Origin of the sequence: Dyella koreensis, from assembly GCF_044904565.1 — a bacterium.
Classification (GTDB): Bacteria; Pseudomonadota; Gammaproteobacteria; order Xanthomonadales; family Rhodanobacteraceae; genus Dyella_D; species Dyella_D koreensis.
Genome location: NZ_JADIKD010000005.1, coordinates 14910 through 33561, shown reverse-complemented (window position 1 = coordinate 33561; position 18652 = coordinate 14910). Strand labels below are relative to the sequence as shown.

Genomic DNA, 18652 nt, shown 5'->3' with positions numbered 1-18652 from the left:
CCCATGTCCTATTCCAAAACGCGTCGCCCGCCGCCTTTCCTGCAGGCCCTGCTCTGGTTCGTCCCCGGCCTGCTGGCTGTGGCTGTGGCCGCCTTCAGCGCACATCCGCTTTCCCTGATACCGCTGTTGCTGGCGAATGCACTGACCATGGCTGCGGTGTGCCACGCGATCGGTTTCGACCCGGAGCCCAAGTACGGGCGCACGGTGCTACGACGCGGAGCGGCGCATCTGGTGATGTTCACCGGTTATGTGGTGCTGGTGTTCGTGCTGATCGCCTGGCCGATGCTGAAGTTGAACCAGGAGCACAGCCTGGGCGCGACCCTGATGCTGGCCGCGGCGCTAGTGATCGCACTGACCGCGCTATGGCGCGTCTGGCCCGCGTTCGGATTGGTCTATGTCTGGGACGATGCCTACCCGCCGCAGAGCGATGGTTCGTGGATCTTCACCGCTACCGCACGTAGCGTGGCCTTCGGCCGCCATCTGTCGCGCGAAGAGCGCTTCTTCACCCATTACCTGCCGGCGGCATTCGCGCTGCTGGTGCTCGCCTTCACCGCCATCGTGCTGTCCGGCCTGTATGGCGTGCTGCCACCGGAGCTGCGCATCACCGCGCTGGCGATCTATGGCGTCGTGCTGCTGCCGCTGGGTTGCCTGGTCATCGCCAACCGCACCTTGCGCGCGCTGCTGTGCGAAGGCCGCCGCCCGCTGCGCCAGCCGGCCGCCGGCGTCGAGGAAGCCCGTCCGGTCCCGCCGCCGAAGCCCGCACCGCCCGTACTGAATGAGCAGGAACGCACCGCCGGCACGCCGGAGCAGGCGCAGGCCCTGCTCCTCGCCACGCGCGACGGCGACATCGAACGCGCACTCGCGCTGGTCGAAGCCGGCGCCGATCCGAACACCGCACCACCCGCCGGCGACCGCGACCAGCGCCCGGTACTGATGCTCGCGGCCCTGCTGCCCGACACCCGCCTGCTGCGCGCGCTGATCGCCAAGGGCGCCGACGTCAATCGCGCCAGCGGCGGCCTCACCCCGCTGCTGGCGGTCACGCGCGACAGCTGGCATGGCCGCTCCGAAGCGGTGATGACCCTGCTCGCGAACGGTGCCAGCTCAGTGGCCACCGATGCCGACGGGAACACCGCACTGCATGGCGCGGTGCTCAGCGGCGAGCCCATGGTCGCGGCGATGCTGCTGGATGCCGGCGCGCCGGTGAACGCGCTCAACCGCAGCCGCGTCAGCCCGCTCGCCGCCGCCTGCCGCGCGGCCAACTGGCCGCTGGTGAAATTCCTGCTCGAACACGGCGCCAAGCCCACACCGCCAGATGGCGAGCCGGCACTGGTCGCTGCCGCTGGCATCGCCGACGACGATGCGGAAGGCGTACGCCTGCTGCTCAAGCATCGCGCCGCGGTGAATGCGGTCGATGCGCGCCATCGCAGCGCGCTGATGGAAGCCGCCGCCGAAGGCCACGAACAGATCGCCCGCGTGCTGCGCGGCGCCGGCGCCGACGTGGTGCTGGCCGACCATCGCGGCAGCACCGCGTTGATGGAAGCAGCGCGTGCCGGAGCCGTCGGCATCGTGCAACTGCTGGCCGAAGCGCAGCCCGATGCGCGCGTGCGCGACAGCCACGGCCGCGATGCGCTGACCCTGGCCTGTCAGTCGCCGCATGCGCACGCGGAAACCGTGCGCGCGCTGCTCTCGCTCGGCGCCGAGCCCAAGGCGGTGGGCAGCGACGGCCGCAGCGCGCTTGATCACGCCGCCGCCGCGGGCCGCTGGGATCTGGTGACGCTGCTCGATCCGGAAACGCCGCTACCCACCAACCTGCGCTTCGACGAAGCCATGCCCGAAGGCGCTGACACGCCAGCGCACCTGCTCGACGCCTTGCGCTTCGGTCACTGGGCGGTGGTCTCCACCTTCACCCAGCGCGTGCGCGAATGGCCGCAGTCGCAGCTCGCCCAGCTTTATCTGGATCTGGCCGGCCCCGGTCTCGGCAGCGCTCGCCGCTGGCTGCTCGACCACGCGCTGTCGCCGGAAGCGCGCCTGCAACCGCAGCTGGTCGACGACGCCGAAGTCGCCGAAGGCGTACCGCACGCCGCGCTGCCGCCGCTCGGCCGCCGCCTGTTCGACGCGTTGCTGCTGCAATTGCCCGCGTCCAGCGAAGCCATTGAAGACTTGCTCGATGCCGGCGCCACACCGGCCGGCGCCGGGCTGCTGGCCCAGGCGCTGCTGCGCCTCGACAACAGCGCGGCCAACATCGCGCTGGCCCTGAACCTGCTCGAGCGCGGCGCCGACCCCTTCGGCACGGACGCGCGCGAGCGCACGCCGGTGCATCTCGCCGCCGCACAAGGGCAGCTGCCCGTGCTGCAGGCATTGCTCACGCGCGGCTGCAATCCGAACACACGCGACACGCAGGGCCGCACGCCACTGTTCGCCGCGCTGGAGCATGGCGAGAAAGCCCTGCCGCTAGTGCGCACACTGGTGGCGCACGGCGCCGACGCCGAAGCCACCGACGCCAACGGCGAAACGCCACTGGGCCTGGCCTTCGAACTTGAAGAAATCGAACGCTGGCTGGACTGGGGCGACTGGACCCGTCCGCGCCGCCCGCTGCGCGCGGACGATCTGCCGGCCGCAGCTGCCGTTGGCGCCCTGGCTGCGGTGGAACGACTGCTCGAACTCGGCTATGCCGTAAACACGCAGGATCGCCAGGGCGCCAGCGCATTGCTGCACGCCTGCGGCACGGGCCATCGCGACATCGCCGCGCGCCTGCTCGAGGCCGGCGCCGATACGACGCTCGCGGCCGCCAACGGCATGACACCGCTGGCCGCCGCCGTGGCTGCGCGCCGCGACACCTTGGTCGGCCTGCTGATGGAACACGGCGTGGCTGCCGACCAGCGCCTGCCCGGTGACGCCACCACGCTGATGGTGGCCGCGGCGATGGGCTATCCCGAGATCGCCGAGCAGTTGCTCGATGCCGGCGCCGATATCAACGCGGTCGACGCGCGTGGCCATAGCGCATTGCATGCCGCGGCGCAGTTCGGCTTCGAACATAACGACAGCCTGCGTGCTCGCCGCCTGTTCGACGCATTGCTCAAACGCGGTGCCGACGTGAACCGCGCCGATGCCGAAGGCAAGACGCCATTGCTGCTACTGCTCGGTGCGCACATGCGTCCTGGCAGCGACTGCGATGCCACCCATATCGGCGCCCTGGTGCCGGTACTCCTGGATGCCGGTGCGCGCCTGGAGCAAGCCGATCAGCGCGGTGTCACCGCGTTGCACGCTTGCGCCATGCACGCGCTGCTGCCGCCAGCCCGCGTCCTGCTTGCGCGTGGCGCCGACCGCGCCGCGGTCGATGCCTTCGGCCGCTCTGCCGCGGACGTGGCGCGCCAGCTCGGCTTTGTCGATATCGCGCATGAACTCGCTGCGCGCAGCGGCGCGATGCCTAGCGTGCGACAGACCCTGCGTCAACCGGCCCAGCCTGCGGACTAGAGGTAGGAGCGCACCTAGTGCGCGACAAACCGGCAGGATTGCCGGTTTGCACGGTGTAAGCCGTTCGCAGAACGAGGGCCATGGATAGCCCAAGTAAAACGGCCCGCCAGGGCCGTTGTGCCTTATAAGACAAGAGCGCGGCCCTCACGGGCCGTTTCGCGCACTGGGTGCGCTCCTACGGGCAACCGCCACCAGGCCTGCACGACGGTTTCCATATTGATCTGATCGATCCGGCCAATCCGCGGCAGACCGCCGATGACCGTGACAGCACTGCCGCATCCGCTACGCGGTGCCCACGTGCAAGGCCAGCGATTCCCGAACAGCACCACCAATGGACAACCCACCGCCGCAGCCAGATGCGCCGGCCCGGTATCCACCGAGACCATGCTGTGCGCGATTTCCAGCAACGCGCGCAAATGCCCCAGCGGCAAGCCGCCTGCCGGCGCCACCACATGCGGGTGGTTCGTCGCGTAGCGAATCGTTTCCAGGTAACCCGCCTCAGCCGGCGAGCCGCATAGCAATACGCGCGCCTCCGGCTGCCATTGCAGGATCGCGCGCGCCAGTCCAGCCCAACGCTCGACCGGCCATGACTTGTCGTCGTCGTTCGCGGCACGCACGCCGTTCCAGCGCATGGTGCGTTTGTTCGCAGGCTGCAGCAGCACCAGGGGATGACCGTCGATACCCTGCCCGCGCAACCACATCTGCAGGTCCGCCCGCTCGCTGGAGGTCGGAACCAGATGCGGCGACGACAGTTCATCGTCCTGGAATCCCGGTGTACTGGCGAAGGCCTGCGGTGTCTGATCGGCGAAACGCAGCAGCCAATCCACCCAATGCTCTCCTTCCTGCATCGGGATGTCCTCAATGAATACGCAACATTCCTGCGGCACACGCGCCAGGGCCAGCATCGGACGCACCTTGGTGCGGGTGCGCACGTCAGGCTCGCAGATGTAGAACGGTGCCTCATTCAAATGACGCAGCGCCAGCGCGACGCGCAGGCGTTGCGGATTCAGCCAAAGCGACCCGTGCTGACTCGGGAAATGCAGCACCTCCGCCACGTCGTCGTTGGGTTCGTACAACACTCGTGGCCAATCGCCTATCGCCACCAGTCGGCAGGGTGCGCCGTAACGCCGGTGCAACTTGTGCAGCAACGGTTGCAACATCACCGTGTCGCCGAGGCGGCCAAAACGGATGACTACCGGAGATGAGGTCGCAGACATGGCTATGCGGACACACGCAGACATCGGGACCGGCCCGATCCGGAAACGGCCTACCCCCCGGCAGCACGGCTTCGCGGTGCTGCCATCATTCCCGTTATGCGTCGAAATGAGTTACGGAAATGGCGTAATTTGCCGCGCTATCAGCGCGGATTCACGCGCGGGCATTCTTGCCGAGTGCCATGACAGCCAAGTGAAATAGATTAGCGAACCCTTAGCTCTGATCGCGCAACAACTCCGCCGGAGGCTGTTCCAGCTCCTGCTTCGCGGTCGGCTCCTCATCCGCATCGAACAGATGCAGCAGATCGTTGAGCGCTTCCTTGGAGGTCTGCACCAGACGGGTCTCGTCGTCGTAAACGAGGTACTGCGCCTTTAGCAGCTTCACGTCGTGCTGGCGGAAACGCTCCACGCGATCGGCCGCCAGTTCGCTGGACAGACCCAGCGCCTCCAGTGTCTTGCGCGTCATCTTGAGGCTGGAATGGAAGGTCTCGCGTACCGGCTCTTCCACGCCAAGGTCCATCAGGCGGAACACGTGCTGGCGATTGCGCGCCCGCGCGATGATCTTCAGGTGCGGATACTGCCGGCGCACCAGGCGCGCGATACGAAGATTGGCTTCCGGATCGTCCGTAGCCAGCACGAACACCTCAGCCTGATCGGCCTGCGCCGCGCGCAGCAGATCCGGCCGTGCCGGATCGCCGAAGAACAGCGAGGTATTGTTGAAACGGCGCAGCGTATCCATCTGCTCCACCGACGACTCCAGCGCCACGAACGGAATGCGCTGCGCGCGCAGCACGCGGCCGACGATCTGCCCCACGCGACCGAAACCGGCGATGATCACGCGCGGCGCATCGGTTTCGATGGTGTCGTACTCGCGCTCCGGCTTCTTCGCCTTCACGTCGATCAGCTTCGCGATCACCGCCACCAGCAGCGGCGTCACCGCCATCGACAAGGTGATGGCCAGCACGATCAGACTCTGCAGCGAATCGCCGATCAACCGCTGCTCCGCCGCCTGCTTCAACACCACAAACGCGAATTCGCCACCGCAGGCCAGCAACACCACCATGCGCAGGGTATCGGCGTTATTGAGCGCACCGACGATGCGCCCCAGCGGCCACAGCAGCAGTGCCTTCACCGCCAGCACGGCCAGGGTCAGGCCCAACACCAGCAATGGCTTATGCAGCAGCAGCGCCACGTCCATCGACATGCCGACGCTGATAAAGAACAGACCGAGCAGCAGGCCCTTGAACGGCTCGATATGCGATTCCAGCTCGTGCCGATATTCCGAATCCGCCAGCAGCACACCGGCCAGGAACGCACCCAGCGTCGACGACACGCCCACCTCTTCCATCAACCACGCCGTGCCCAGCACCACCAGCAGGGCCGTCGCGGTGGAGACCTCCTGCGCATTCGCGCGTGCCACGAAGCGGAACACCGGACGCAGCAGATAGCGACCACCCACCACCACCGCCACGATCGCACCGACGGTCTGCAGAATCGCTCGCGGATCCAGCCCATGCGGCGACGCCGAACTGGCCAACAGCGGCACCATCGCGATCAACGGAATAGCGGCGAGATCCTGAAACAACAGGATGGCGAAGGTCTGCCGTCCATAAGCCGAACCAGCCTCCTTGCGCTCCGCCAGAATCTGCAAACCGAACGCCGTCGACGACAACGCCAGACTGCCACCGACGATGGCCGAAGCATTGGCCGTGAGGCCGAACAGGTAATAACAGGCCAGGCCGATCGCCAGGCCGCAAGACAGCACCTGCAACAAACCCGCACCAAACACCGAACGCCGCATCACCCATAAACGCTGCGGCGACAACTCCAGGCCGATCACAAACAGCATCAGCACCACGCCGAACTCGGAAATCGTCGCCACACCTTCCGTGTCACTAACCAGCCCCAACACCTGCGGCCCGATCGCCATGCCCGCCAACAAAAACCCCAACACCGCCCCCAGACGGAAGCGCTTGGTCAACGGCACAGCAATCACCGTCGCCAGCAAAAACACCAGCGCGGCATTGAGAAACGAATGACTTTCCACGTACTCGCCCGACAGCGGAAGAATGGGGTGATTATTCCACGCTGCTGCATACAGCGAACGTCGCCAACGCATGAAATTGCGCGGCCATCGTCATTCCGCCGCAAACCGGAATGACTGAAGTAGAAACCCCACCCCAAGCACCCACCTCTCACCCCAACCCTCTCCCCGAAGGGGAGAGGGAGCAATGCTTTTCTGATCTTGGTGGGCGATGCGAAGCGAGCCCGTAACGGGTCCCCTGTGGAGCGGTGAGGGTTGGACGATCAGGCCCCGAAGGGGGCATCGGCATGGATGCCGATGCCTTTTCGACAGGACAGGGATGTCCTGTCGAAAAGCCCGGCCAACCCTCACGGACCCGCAGGCGAAGCCGGAGGGCGCGCAAGAGGGGTGCCTTTTCTTTTGGTTACTTTTCTTTGGGCAAGCAAAGAAAAGTGACTCGGACCGCGGCAGCGGTTCGAAAGCCCGCCGCAGGCGAGCCCGGTCGCGATAACGCGAACATCAAGGCGCTTCACTACTGGATCCCTGCCTGCGCAGGGATGACGAGCAACCTCAATCCCGCAGCGGGATAACCTCCAACCGCTGCCGCAAAATACTCTCCAGCCGCGCCACCGCAGGCGCAGGCTCCGCCTCCGCACGATGCAAACTCAACCCCAACACCGGCATCACCGGAAGTCCAACCTCACCCCCATCCAACACCCGCACCACCCCAGGCAACCCCACCCGCGTCCGCAACGCCACCCCCAACCCCGCCGCCACCGCCGCCCAGATCCCGGCAAGGCTCGCACTGGTAAACGCAATACGCCACGGCACACCCGCGCGATCCAGCGACGCCGTCGCCGCCGTGCGCATCAGGCAAGGCGCATCCAGCGAAACCAGCGGCAACGGTTCACCACTGTCGCGCGACCAGCCAAGCTCACCGTCCGCCGCACCGATCCAGCACATCGGCGTTTCGCCGATACGCTCGACATGCGGAGTGGCGACGCCGGCATCCCAGGCCAGCGCCAGATCGAGCCGGCCGGTCGTTACCCGATCGAGCAGTTCCACATTGCGCGCAATACGTGCCTCGATGCGCACCTTGGGATGCGCGCGTGCAAAACGCCCAAGCACATCCGGCAACAGCGACTCGCCGAAATCTTCCTGTAGACCCAGGCGGATCCAGCCTTCGAGCTCCGCGCCATGAATCGCAGCGGTCGCCTCGTCGTTGAGCTCCAGCAGGCGACGCGCATAACCCAGCATGGTTTCGCCGGCATCCGTCAGCGCCATCCCGCGTCCCTGCCGGCGCAGGAGCGGCGAACCGGCCTGCTCCTCCAGCTTCTTCAGCTGCGCACTGACCGCCGAGGTGGAGCGGCCGAGACGATCAGCCGCCTTGGCGAAACTGCCCAGCTCCACGCCCAGCGCGAAGCTGCGCAGTACGTCCAGGTCGAAGTGAATCCGCCGCGTCATAACCATCCCGAATTAGTGGATTATCAATCCCATATTTCCCGATTTTCAGGACAACATTGCCGCGCTACGGTACACCCCGTCAATGCCGCAAAGGGCTTTCCCATGCTCGCCATGCAATACAGCTTCGTACTGCCCGCCGACTACGACATGGCGATCGTCCGCCAGCGCATCGCGGACAAAGGCCACCTGCTCGACCACTTCCCGGGTCTGCGCTTCAAGGCGTACCTCAGCGCCGACCGGCGCGGCGCCAGACTGCCCACCCGGGACAACCTGTATGCCCCGTTCTATCTGTGGAACCACAGCGACAGCATGAACGCCTTTCTTGGCAGCAGCGGCTTCGCCGGCCTCACCCAGGCCTTCGGCTGGCCAACGGTGCAGATGTGGTCGGTGTGGCATGCCGACGTTTCGCCCGAGGCTGCCCAGGCGATCAGCGCCTCGCGCGACATCGTCGCGATCCCGCCCTACGCTGACCTCGATGAACTGCGCGAACAGGAACGCCTGCTCGCGCAGAAAGATATCGCCGACGGCGCACTCGCTACCGTCAGCGCTTTCGAACCTACCCAATGGAACCTGATCCGCTTTCGTCTGTGGGGCGAACTGCGCGCCGAACTGGCACGCGACCACCGCCAGCTCTACGACGTAGGCCACGTCTCCCTGCCCCAGCGCACACCCGCCGAACTCACCCTCTAGGAGTCCCCCATGCCACTCGTACGCATCGCCCTCCGCCGCGGCAAATCCCCCCAGTACCTCGCGGTCCTGCGCAACGGCATCTACCGCGCCATGCGCGAAAGCTTCAACGTCCCCGAAAACGACCGCTTCATCCTCATCAGCCAACACGACGCCGACGAATTCGACTACGACCCCAACTACCTGGGCATCGCACGCACCGACAACCTCGTGATTGTGCAGATCGCCTGCAACAACACCCGCACCGTCGAACAGAAACAGGCGTTCTACCAACGCATGGCAGAAGTGCTGGCGGAAGAGCCCGGACTAAGGCCCGAAGACCTCTTCATCAACCTGCTGGAGACAGCAAAAGAGAACTGGTCGTTTGGAAACGGAATTGCGCAGTACGTGTAGGAGCGCACCCTGTGCGCGAAAGCCCTGCGTAGCAGGGCCGCTTTTGCCCACACCCAGAGAAAAGCTGGCCCTGCTACGCAGGGCTTTCGCGCACAGGATGCGCTCCTACAGGTCAGCGGTGAGCCGGCTTACTCGCCGCGCAACCAGCGCGCCGCGTCGATGGCGTAATAAGTGAGGATCGCATCCGCCCCAGCCCGCTTGAACGCCGTCAACGACTCCAACACCACCGCCCGCTCATCCAGCCACCCATTCTGCGCGGCCGCCTTCAACATCGCGTACTCACCACTCACCTGATACACGAACGTCGGCATCCCGAACGCATCCTTCACCCGCCGCAACACATCGAGATAAGGCATGCCGGGCTTCACCATCACCGCATCGGCGCCCTCGCTGATATCCAGCTCCACCTCGCGCAAGGCTTCATCGCTGTTGCCTACGTCCATCTGATAGGTGTGCTTGTTGCCCTTGCCGAGATTCGCGGCCGAACCCACCGCGTCACGGAACGGCCCGTAGAACGAAGAGGCGTACTTGGCCGAATAGGCAAGGATGCGTGTGTGAATATGGCCGGCTTCTTCCAGCGCATCGCGGATTGCGCCTATGCGGCCGTCCATCATGTCCGACGGCGCCACGAAATCCATGCCGGCTTCGGCCTGCGCCAGCGACATCTTGATCAGCGCTTCCACGGTCGGCTCGTTCATCACGTAGCCGTGCTCGTCGATAAGGCCGTCCTGACCGTGCGTGGTGTACGGGTCCAGCGCCACGTCGCCGATCAGGCCCAGCTCGGGATACTTTGCCTTCAAGGCACGGGTCGCGCGCTGCATCAGGCCATCCGGGTTCCACGCTTCGCGCGCGTCCTCGGTCTTCACCGACGCGCCGGGCGAGGGAAACAGCGCCAGCGCGGGAATGCCCAGTCGCACGCACTCGCCGGCCAGCTTCAACAATTCATCGACAGAAACACGATCCACGCCCGGCATCGACGGCACCGGCTCGCGCTGGCCTTCGCCCTCGATCACAAACGCGACCATGATCAGATCGCTCGCCAGCAGAGTGTGTTCGCGCATCAGTGCGCGGGAGAAGGCATCGCGGCGCATGCGGCGCATGCGGATGGCAGGGAAGCTCATGGCGGATTCTCTCGGGGCAATACCCGGCATTTTAGCGCCACACTGCCGCACCACCGCTGGCCCGGTCACTTTGCCGCGGCATTGGCGAACGCTTAGCGCCGTCCACACGTTCTCAAAACATCGCGCGGTGCAGCCTGCTCCTCCTCGCAGAAGGAGACGCCGCCCATGAGCGCAAACTCCCATTTCATCCAGCGCACGCATTGGCCACTGGCCACGGAAGCGCGTTATCTCGGGCCGCACGAAGATACGAGCCCGATCGACGTCACGCTGGTGATGCGCCGCAAAGGCGCCCATCCGCAAGCAGCCGCATGGCCCCACGCCGCAGCGGTGCAGCGCCAGGATTTCGACAACGCCTACGGCGCCAATCCGCACGACGTGGATCAACTGCGCGGCTTTGCCCGCCAGCACGGGCTGGAAGAAACTGGCTGCGATACCTGCCGTCGCGTGATGCATCTGCGCGGCACGCCACAGGCAATGCAGCGGGCCTTCGGCGTCGAACTGGGGCGGTATCAGCTGTTGCCCTCCGGCGACACCGTGATGGGCAGCCGTCACCCACCCGCGCTGTCCAGCGCGATTTCATCTTCTGTCATCGCCGTATTGGGCCTCGACCGTCGTCCGGTGGCACGCCCGCATTTCCTCCGCCCGATGGCAAAGCCAAGCGCCGCTTACACACCGATGCAGATAGGCCAGCTCTATCAGTTTCCCACCGGCACGGACGGCACCGGCCAGACCATCGCGGTGATTGAACTCGGCGGCGCATTCAAGAAGACCGATTTCACGCAGTACTTCAAGGCACTTGGCTTCAAGAAAACACCATCGGTCACTACCGTCTCGGTGGCCGGTGGCAAGAGTCGGTCCGGTGCCGCCGATGCGGAGGTGATGCTGGATGCCGAGGTGATCGGCGCACTGGCGCCCAGCGCGAAGATCGTCATCTATTTCGCGCCGAATACCGACCAGGGTTTCTACGAAGCCATCTCGCAGGCCGCGCACGATACCAAGCACAAACCCTCGGTGATCTCGATCAGCTGGGGCGGGCCGGAAGATAGCTGGAGCGCCTCCACGCTTGCCGCGATGGAGAGCGCCTTGCAGGATGCCGCCGCACTCGGCCTCACCATCACCGCAGCCAGCGGCGACAGCGGTTCCGGCGATGGCGAAGCGGACGGCCAACCGCATGTGGACTACCCCGCCTCCAGCGTCTACACGCTCGGCTGCGGCGGCACCCGCCTCGATGCCAACGGCGCCACCATCGCCAGCGAAACGGTATGGAACGAAACCGCGACCAACGAAGGCGCCACCGGCGGTGGGGTCAGCATGGACTACGCGCGGCCCGCATATCAGCAGAAGGCAGGCGTGCCGACCGCACCCGGCGGCTTCGTCGGCCGCGGGGTACCCGACGTCGCCGGCAACGCCGATCCGATGACCGGCTACCAGGTGCGCGTGGATGGCCAGAACCAGGTGATCGGCGGCACCAGCGCGGTGGCACCGCTATGGGCAGCGCTGGTGGCGCGTTTCAACCAATCGCTCGGCGCGCCGCTAGGCGATGCGCATGCGGCGCTGTACCAGGTGAATGGCGGCGCGTTCCGTGACATCACGCATGGCAACAACGGTGCCTATCAGGCGGGCAAGGGCTGGGATGCCTGCACCGGCCTGGGCACGCCGAATGGACAGGCGATGTTGCAGGCCTTGAAGGCATTGCAACCGGCTGCGTGATGCCGTGCCCGTTACCGCTTCACCGCCGCATGGCGTATCTCTTTTCAGGATCACGGACGGAGTAACAAGCGATGGGGGCGACCAACTCGCCCCTTATCCTGATCAGAAACCGATGCGCGTCCCCTGCGCCGCATCGAAGAAATGCAGCCGCTCCGGCGCGAAACCGAAGTGCAGTGTGCTGCCCGCCGCGGGCAAGTCACGCGATGCCGTGCGCGATACCAGCGCCTGATCGCCATGACGCAGATTGAGGAAGATCTCATTACCCACCGGCTCCACCACTTCCAGCTCGGCGCTGAGCGTGGCGGTGCTGGCGTCCGCGCGCGGACACAAATCCTCCGGCCGCACGCCCACCACAATTTCGCGATCGCGCCATGCATCCAGCGCGCTGCTCTGCGGCAGCTCGCCCAGCGCCAACACACCCTGCGGCATCGCGAGTTTCCAGCCGCCATCGGCATGCAACCTGCCGCGCAGCAGGTTCATCGCCGGGCTACCGAGGAAACCCGCCACGAACAGATTGGCCGGCTTGTCGTACAGGTTCATCGGCGTGTCGATCTGCTGGATCACGCCACCGTTGAGCACCACGATGCGCTGGCCCAGGGTCATCGCTTCGATCTGGTCGTGGGTGACGTAGACCATGGTGGCTTTCAGGCGCTGATGGATGCGCGCGATCTCCACGCGCATGGACAAACGCAGCTTGGCATCCAGATTGGACAGCGGCTCATCGAGCAGGAACACCTTCGGGTCGCGCACCAGCGCGCGCCCGAGCGCCACGCGCTGGCGCTGGCCACCGGACAGCGCGGCCGGCCTTGAATCCAGCCGTTGTTCGAGCTCCAGCATCTTCGCCGCCTCGGCCACGCGGCGCTCGATCTCCGTCTTGGGCTGGCCGCGCAGCTTGAGGCCAAAGCCAAGGTTCTCGGCCACGGTCATATGCGGATACAGCGCGTAGTTCTGGAACACCATGGCGATGTCGCGATCCTTCGGCGCCACGTCGTTCACCACACGATCGCCGATGGACAGCGTGCCACCACTGATCGACTCCAGCCCCGCGATCATTCGCAGCAAGGTGGTCTTGCCGCAGCCGGACGGGCCCACCAGCACCAGCAGCTCGCCATCGGCGATCTCGAAGCTGGCCTCGGCCACGCCTACGTGACCGTTCGGGTAGACCTTGCGCAGCTTGTCGAGGCGGACCTGGGCCATGCGGACTTCTCTCCTGGGGCCGGCGGGATCGAACCACATCGGCTGGGGGGTGGGGCCAGCTTGTGACCAACTGGGCTGCACAAGCAGGAAACATTCGGATATTCTCCAATGTAAACGTTTACATCAAGCCGCGATGCGGCATATCGAGACTCCCGCCATGACCCGTAGCTACCGTTTTCCCGAAGGCTTCCTGTGGGGCGCCGCCACCTCGGCCTATCAGATCGAGGGTTCGCCGCTGGCGGACGGGGCCGGCCCCAGCATCTGGGAACGCTTCGCGCATACGCCGGGGATGATGGTGGGCGGCGATACCGGCGACATCGCCTGCGATCACTACAACCGCTACAAGGGCGACGTGCAGCTGATGAAGGCGCTGGGTCTGCATGGCTACCGCTTCAGCGTCGCCTGGGCGCGCGTGCTGCCCGAGGGCACCGGCCGCATCAACGACAAGGGCCTGGATTTCTACAAGCGCCTGGTCGACGAACTGCTGGAGAACGGCATCGCGCCGAACGCCACCCTGTTCCACTGGGACATGCCGGCGGCGCTGGACGACCGCGGCGGCTGGCTCAATCGCGACAGCGCGCACTGGTTCGCCGAATACGCCGAAGTGATGTTCAAGGCGCTGGACGGCCGCGTGCAGCGCTGGGCCACGCTCAACGAACCGTGGGTGGTGACCGATGGCGGCTACCTGCATGGTGCGCTGGCCCCTGGCCATCGCAGCAAGTACGAGGCGCCCATCGCCGCGCACAACCTGATGCGCGCCAGCGGCGCCGGCATCCAGGCGTATCGCGCGCACGGCAAGCATGAGATCGGCGTGGTGTTCAACATCGAACCGAAGTACCCGCACTCGCAGAGCCCGGAAGACCTGGCCGCCACGCGCCGCGCCCATGCCTACATGAACGAGCAGTTCGCCGACCCGGCGCTGCTCGGCAGCTATCCGCCGGAACTGAAAGAAATCTTCGGCGACGCGTGGCCGGATTTCCCCGTGGACGACTTCAAGCTGACCCGGCAGAAGGTCGACTTCGTGGGCATCAACTACTACACCCGCGCGGTGGTGAAGAACGACCCGGCCCAGTACCCGCTCAAGGCCTCGCCGGTGCGGCAGCCCAACAAGACCTACACCGAGACCGGCTGGGAAGTGTTCGAGCAGGGCCTGACCGATACCCTTACCTGGTTCAAGGACCGCTACGGCGACATCCCGCTCTATATCACCGAGAACGGCTCGGCCTTCTACGATGCGCCGGTGGCCGAAGGCGACGTGCTCGACGACCCCTTGCGCACCAGCTACTTGCGCAAGCATCTCAAGGCTTTGCACAAGGCCATCGACGCAGGCGTGAACCTCAAGGGTTATTACGCCTGGTCGCTGATGGACAATCTTGAGTGGTCGCTGGGTTTCTCCAAGCGCTTTGGCCTGTACCATGTGGATTTCGCCACGCAGAAGCGCACGCCCAAGGCGACGGCGAAACTCTATGCCAAGGTCATCGAGAGCAACGGTACGGTGCTGGACGATTGAGCCCACACCCATCCGGCAGGCTTGCGTGACCCGTTGCCAGGATTGTTCATGAGCTCTACCTCTAGCGCCGCCACGACCCTGCTTGCCGATCTTGGCGGCACCAATGTCCGCTTTGCTCTCGCCGATCCGTCACTCGCTTCGCCGTTATTGCTGGACAGCGTGAAGCGCTACCGGGTCAGCAACTTTCCTTCCATGGCGGACACCATCCGCCAGTACTTCGCCGATACCGGCCTGTCGGCCTCGCGCGCGGTGATCGCCGCCGCGGGCCGCATCGTCGATGGCGAGACGGTGAAGGTCACCAACAATCCGTGGCTGGTCTCGGCCCATGGCCTGCAGGCCGAACTGGGACTGACCTCGGTGCGCCTGGTCAATGATTTCGCCGCGCAGGGCATGGCCGTGCCGCTGCTGCGTCACGATCAGTTGCAGGCGGTGGGTCCGCAGAAGCTGCCGAACACCGGCGAGCACCACGCGCAGACCTTCGTGGTGATGGGCCCCGGCACCGGCCTCGGCGTCGCCGGCCTGCTACTGCGCGACGGCCGCTGGACCGTGCTGGAGACCGAAGGCGGCCACGCCGGCTTCGCCGCGCATACCGCCGAGGATGTGGAGATCCTGCATCGCCTCAACGCGCGCTTCGGCCGCGTTTCCAACGAGCGCATGATCTGCGGCAACGGCCTGGTGAATCTCTATCTCGCGCTCGCCGATATCGAAGGCCTGCCGGCCGAGGAATTCACGCCCGAAGACATCACCGCGCGCGCCGTCGAAGGCAGCGACAAGCTATGCGTGCGTACGGTGGAAACGCTAGCCGGGATCTTCGGCAGCGTGGCCGGCGATCTCGTGCTGAGCCTCGGTGGCTGGGACGGCGTGTTCCTCACCGGCGGCGTGCTGCCGATCCTGCTGCCGTGGCTGCAGCACGGCGGCTTCCGCGAACGTTTTGAAGCCAAGGGCCGCTTCAGGGAAACCATGCAGCAGGTGCCGACGGTGGCGATGATGCATCCGGAGCCGGGCCTGCTTGGCGCAGCGGCCATCGCGGTGCTGGAAAGTGGCCACTCGCTGCTGCCGACCGCCCTGGCCTGACACCACTCGTAGGAGCGCACCCTGTGCGCGAAAGCCCTGCTGCGCAGGGCTGGCTTTTGCCCTATGAAAAGAAGATGGCCCCGCTGCGCAGGGCTTTCGCGCACAGGGTGCGCTCCTACCGTTTCATCGCTGCCCTGCGCTATGTACCGCGCGGCTTCGCCCGATGCGTGGGCGTGGCGCTCCACGGATCGTCCGGCCACGGATGACGCGGATAGCGTCCTTTCAATTCCTTCTTCACTTCGGGATACGTGCGTTCCCAGAAGCCCTTGAGGTCCTGCGTCACCTGGATCGGCCGGCCGGCCGGCGACAGCAGATGCAGCGTCACCGGAATGCGTCCGCCACCCACGCGCGGCGTGTCGGCCAGGCCGAACAACTCCTGCAACTTCACGGCGAGCACCGGTGGCTCCCCGGCGACATATTCGATGCGGCGAGCCATGCCGCTGGGCACGGTGAGACTCTCTGGCGCCTGCGCATCAAGCAGGCGGCGTTGCTCGTAATCGAACAGCGCCGCGAGCGCCTGCGACAGCTCTTCCGTCGCCAGTGCATCCAGGCGCCATTTGCCGTTGAGGTAAGGCGCAAGCCACGACTCCAGCGTGGCGAGCAAGGCCTCATCGGCGACATCCGGCAAACCAAGTTCGGGCATCCATGCGCGCAGCGCCTGCATGCGCGCGCGCAGGCGGCGTGCGTTCTCGCTCCACGGCAGCACATCCAGGCCCTTCGCGCGCACCGCCGCCAACAGCGCAGGCAAGGCATCCTCCGGTTGCACCGGCACACTGCGGCGCGACAGCACGATGGCGGAGTAGCGCTGTTCTTCGAAGGCTTCGACCGCATGACGCTCATCGTTCCAGCGCAACGTGCGTTCGCGCCGGAATTGCATGGCGTAGTCACACTCCAGCACACGCGGATCGAGTGGCGCGGCGGCGAGGATCAGACTGTCGCGCGCCTCGAAACGCAGATCCAGCGCAACCAGCCAGGGCTCGCCGAGCAAGGCGGTACTTTCGTGCAGGCGTGCGCCGCGGCCATTCGCCAGCGTGTAGCGCAATGGATTGTTGTCATCGCGACGCGCCACGCGATCGGGATAGGCATGCAACAACAGATCGCCCACGGCGTGGCTGTCCGGCACGCCACTCGCCGCGGTGCGCACGTCCAGACGGCGGCGCCAGCCTTTGCTGGCCTGCTCGATCGCCGCCAGCGCGCCGGCATCGGCACCACCGCGCGCACCGGCAGTGCGGCGGTCGCGCCAGGCATGCAGCGCCGTCACGCGGGCGCGGAAATCGTCGCTGCGCGCCTGCTCGCCGCGCAGCGGTGAACGCGCCTCCATCAGGGCGAGCAGATCGGCCACCAGGGCATGCAGCTCCTGCGGTGCGCGCAAGGCCGCCGCACCGAGACGCGGAGTGGCGCCGAGCTCCAGCATGCGACGGCCTAGCGCCGTGATGCGTCCGCCGGCATCGAGCGCGCCGAGCACCACCAGCAACTCGCGCGCCTGCGCCAATGCGCCTGCGGGCGGCGCGTCCAGCCATGGTAGATCGTTGCGGCTATCCGCGGTGATTCCCCAGGCCGCCAGCTCCAGCGCCAGACCCGACAACTCGGCTTGCGCGATCTCCGCCGTACGCGCCGCATCCAGCCGCTTGCTTTGCGGCCACAGGCGATACGCCGTGCCCTCCGCGACACGGCCCGCGCGACCCGCGCGCTGGTCGGCGGAGGCCTGCGAAATGTTCACCGTTTCCAGCCGCGTAAAACCGGAGTTGGGATCGAAGCAAGGCTCGCGCGCGAGACCACTATCCACCACCGAGCGAATGCCGGGCAGCGTCACGCTCGACTCGGCGACATTGGTAGCGAGCACGATGCGCCGCATGCCCGGCTCGGCGGGACTCAACGCCGCTTGCTGCTCCGCCAGCGATAACTCGCCATGCAGCGCAACCACTTCCACGTGGTCATCTTGCAGCGTCTGCGCCAGCACGGCCTCGGTGCGCGCGATCTCGCGGCGCCCCGGCAGGAAGGCCAGCACGTCGCCGTCACTTTCTTCCAGCGCCTGGCGTGCAACACGCGCCAGCTGATGTTCGACATTTTCCTGCGTGCGTGCCGGTGGATACTCGACGCGCACCGGAAAGCTGCGCCCCGGGCTGCTGATGCGCGGCGCATCCAGCCATTGCGCGATGCGTTCGCCATCCAGCGTGGCCGACATCACCACGATGCGCAGCTCCGGCCGCAACGTCGCTTGCACATCGAGCGCCAGGGCCACGCCAAGATCGCCGGCAAGATGCCGCTCGTGGAATTCATCGAACAGGATCGCGCCGATGCCGGTGAGCTCGGGATCGTCCTGGATCAGGCGGGTGAGAATGCCTTCGGTCACCACCTCGATCCGCGTCGCCGCGCTCACCTTCGACTCGAAACGGATGCGATAGCCGACCGTCTGCCCCACCTCCTCACCCAACTGGCGCGACATGAATTGCGCCGCCGCGCGCGCCGCGATGCGGCGTGGTTCCAGCATCAGGATTTTGTCGCCGCCCAGCCAGGCCTGATCGAGCAGAGCGAGCGGGACCTGGGTGGTCTTGCCCGCGCCGGGTGGCGCTTCGAGCACGAGGCGGGACTGCGCCGAAAGCGAGTCACGTATGTCCGCGAGAAGGGGGGTAATTGGAAACTGCATAACCTGAACTAAAAAACTGCCATTACGGCCATGAATATTTTCTCATCAACGCATCCAGCGACCACTCTACAAGCCACAAGCCTACGCATATTCGGGATCATGATGACTTACACCGCTATAAAGCGCCTCCATCGTTGA

General features: G+C 65.9%; 12 protein-coding genes. 6 read left to right on the top strand and 6 right to left on the bottom strand.

The window, feature by feature from the left end; all coding sequences use genetic code 11:
- The first annotated feature begins 3 nt into the window (after positions 1-3).
- Complete coding sequence (locus ISS97_RS01135) at positions 4-3474, top strand: ankyrin repeat domain-containing protein (protein WP_379987441.1); 3471 nt, start codon at positions 4-6, stop codon at positions 3472-3474.
- Between the two features lie 122 nt (positions 3475-3596).
- Here the strand turns inward: ISS97_RS01135 and ISS97_RS01130 are convergent, their stop codons facing one another.
- The 3 genes from ISS97_RS01130 to ISS97_RS01120 all read right to left on the bottom strand — a co-directional run bounded on the left by ISS97_RS01130 (position 3597) and on the right by ISS97_RS01120 (position 8175).
- Positions 3597-4691, bottom strand: a complete 1095-nt coding sequence (locus ISS97_RS01130; protein ID WP_379987440.1) for a glycosyltransferase family 9 protein — start codon at positions 4689-4691, stop codon at positions 3597-3599.
- Positions 4692-4902: 211 nt separating this feature from the next.
- Entirely contained in the window at positions 4903-6735 is a 1833-nt protein-coding gene (locus ISS97_RS01125; RefSeq protein ID WP_379987686.1) for a monovalent cation:proton antiporter-2 (CPA2) family protein, read from the bottom strand.
- 546 nt (positions 6736-7281) lie between these two features.
- On the bottom strand, positions 7282-8175 hold the full coding sequence (locus tag ISS97_RS01120; RefSeq protein WP_379987439.1) for a LysR substrate-binding domain-containing protein: 894 nt from the start codon (positions 8173-8175) through the stop codon (positions 7282-7284).
- A gap of 102 nt (positions 8176-8277) precedes the next feature.
- Between ISS97_RS01120 and ISS97_RS01115 the strand changes: the two genes are divergently transcribed.
- Together ISS97_RS01115 and ISS97_RS01110 are read left to right on the top strand one after the other, a co-directional pair.
- Complete coding sequence (locus ISS97_RS01115; protein ID WP_379987438.1) at positions 8278-8865, top strand: DUF4865 family protein; 588 nt, start codon at positions 8278-8280, stop codon at positions 8863-8865.
- Between the two features lie 9 nt (positions 8866-8874).
- Entirely contained in the window at positions 8875-9255 is a 381-nt protein-coding gene (locus ISS97_RS01110) for a tautomerase family protein (RefSeq protein ID WP_379987437.1), read from the top strand.
- 128 nt (positions 9256-9383) lie between these two features.
- Here ISS97_RS01110 and hemB read toward each other — a convergent pair whose 3' ends face one another.
- Positions 9384-10376 (bottom strand): porphobilinogen synthase, encoded by a 993-nt coding sequence (gene hemB / locus ISS97_RS01105; RefSeq protein ID WP_379987436.1) that lies wholly within the window; start codon positions 10374-10376, stop codon positions 9384-9386.
- A gap of 165 nt (positions 10377-10541) precedes the next feature.
- Here hemB and ISS97_RS01100 point away from each other — a divergent pair, with 165 nt between their 5' ends.
- Entirely contained in the window at positions 10542-12086 is a 1545-nt protein-coding gene (locus ISS97_RS01100; protein WP_379987435.1) for a S53 family peptidase, read from the top strand.
- Between the two features lie 102 nt (positions 12087-12188).
- On the opposite strand, the gene ISS97_RS01095 is transcribed toward ISS97_RS01100, so the two are convergent.
- Positions 12189-13283 (bottom strand): ABC transporter ATP-binding protein, encoded by a 1095-nt coding sequence (locus ISS97_RS01095; RefSeq protein WP_379987434.1) that lies wholly within the window; start codon positions 13281-13283, stop codon positions 12189-12191.
- 157 nt (positions 13284-13440) lie between these two features.
- Between ISS97_RS01095 and ISS97_RS01090 the strand changes: the two genes are divergently transcribed.
- Together ISS97_RS01090 and glk are read left to right on the top strand one after the other, a co-directional pair.
- On the top strand, positions 13441-14793 hold the full coding sequence (locus ISS97_RS01090) for a GH1 family beta-glucosidase (RefSeq protein WP_379987433.1): 1353 nt from the start codon (positions 13441-13443) through the stop codon (positions 14791-14793).
- Between the two features lie 48 nt (positions 14794-14841).
- Positions 14842-15867 (top strand): glucokinase, encoded by a 1026-nt coding sequence (gene glk / locus ISS97_RS01085; protein WP_379987432.1) that lies wholly within the window; start codon positions 14842-14844, stop codon positions 15865-15867.
- Between the two features lie 139 nt (positions 15868-16006).
- Here glk and hrpB read toward each other — a convergent pair whose 3' ends face one another.
- Positions 16007-18514, bottom strand: a complete 2508-nt coding sequence (hrpB, locus tag ISS97_RS01080) for an ATP-dependent helicase HrpB (protein WP_379987431.1) — start codon at positions 18512-18514, stop codon at positions 16007-16009.
- Positions 18515-18652: the final 138 nt, after the last annotated feature.